Raw genomic sequence first — 1,304 nt, 5'->3', positions numbered from 1 at the left:
GCACTCTCGTACACATATACGAGCATCTGTCCTCGATGTTCGTAGCGAATTCGCCTGACAACATCACCCAGCGTGAGAGGATGGTGCCGATCGGACCAGATATGCCGCTGACCCTCCAATAGGTTTTGGGTAAGGAATTGAATCTCCCAAAACCGCTGAATTCCGGTGAAGGACAGCAATTGGTAATGATCAAATCCAAGCAGTTCTTTGAAATACCGGTAACCCGTTTCAATGTGCCAGCGTGTCCGATAATACGTCAGGATGGTTACGAGATCCAGCGTAGCATCCGTACACACGATACAGAACGGTGTTCGATTCGCATCAAATCGCCCCTCCCATGAGAGCAAGACGCGAACATTTTCCGTCTCGGCCAGGGGACCTTCATAGGCGTAGACACGGTAACGCGTATCCTCCACGGTCACGGAGCAGAGGTCGTCGTTTCCCATGTATTGGGAGGCGAAATTCGAGATCGAAATCCGGACACCGGCAGGACAAATCTTGCGGTTCGTTTTCACAGCGGCAATCACATGGAATCCGCGGGTTTGACACAAATCCAACATCTTTTGACTCGTATACCAACTGTCAGCGAGGACGTAGACTTGCTCCTCTTCGGTGGCGGGGAATGATGCAACCATCTCCATCGCCAGTTCATTCTTGCTTTTGTAGGTCTGGCCTCTCTCTTCGCAGGCTTGCTCACGAAAATAAGGCCGAAAATCCCAAGCAAAGGAGTTCGCTTCGCAGACGACATGCATCGTCACTAAGGAATGCGACCAGACCGATTTGCCCTCATCGTGTGCAAAATGGAAGTCGAGTGCCTCCATCCGGCATGTCGTCGGCTTTTTCTTACAGGCGGTATCGTCAATGAGAAGAAACACGACGCGCTTGCCCTTCGTTCTGCGAATCTGTTCCAGCAGCAGTGTGAGCCGTCTTTGCTGAAGATGCTGGACAGACCATGGTGATTCGTTTAGAAAGCGAGTCGTTGAACTCAGGTGACGATTCACTCCAGCGACCCGTCCGATTTGCGTGACCGTCTTCCGGCCCTCATGAAGGATGATCCCATGAACAAAGGCAACCAAATGGCGCAGTTGAGGTGCAGTGAATCCAAGTTGAAGCGCAAAAATGAACTTGACGATAACCGCATGTAGATTTACCATGAGAGTGGGACATCCCCTTTTCTTGGAAATTTGGTGTGGTAACCGTAATTTCGCTGAAAAGGTCCGATGTCCTTTTTCTGTGTGTGTATCCGACAATACTTCTATTCGGTTTACAGTTTTATATAACATTCGTCAAAAACTTACACGACA

General features: G+C 49.8%; 1 protein-coding gene. It reads right to left on the bottom strand.

The window, feature by feature from the left end; all coding sequences use genetic code 11:
• On the bottom strand, nt 1–1,154 hold a 1,154-nt coding region (locus ACE41H_RS25080; protein WP_375358302.1), incomplete at its 3' end, for an IS701 family transposase.
• Nucleotides 1,155–1,304: the final 150 nt, after the last annotated feature.

This window comes from Paenibacillus enshidis, assembly GCF_042136365.1.
In the GTDB taxonomy this organism is placed as follows: domain Bacteria; phylum Bacillota; class Bacilli; order Paenibacillales; family Paenibacillaceae; genus Paenibacillus; species Paenibacillus enshidis.
Note: the sequence above shows the minus strand (reverse complement) of the source record. Positions and strands in the feature narration are given on the sequence as shown.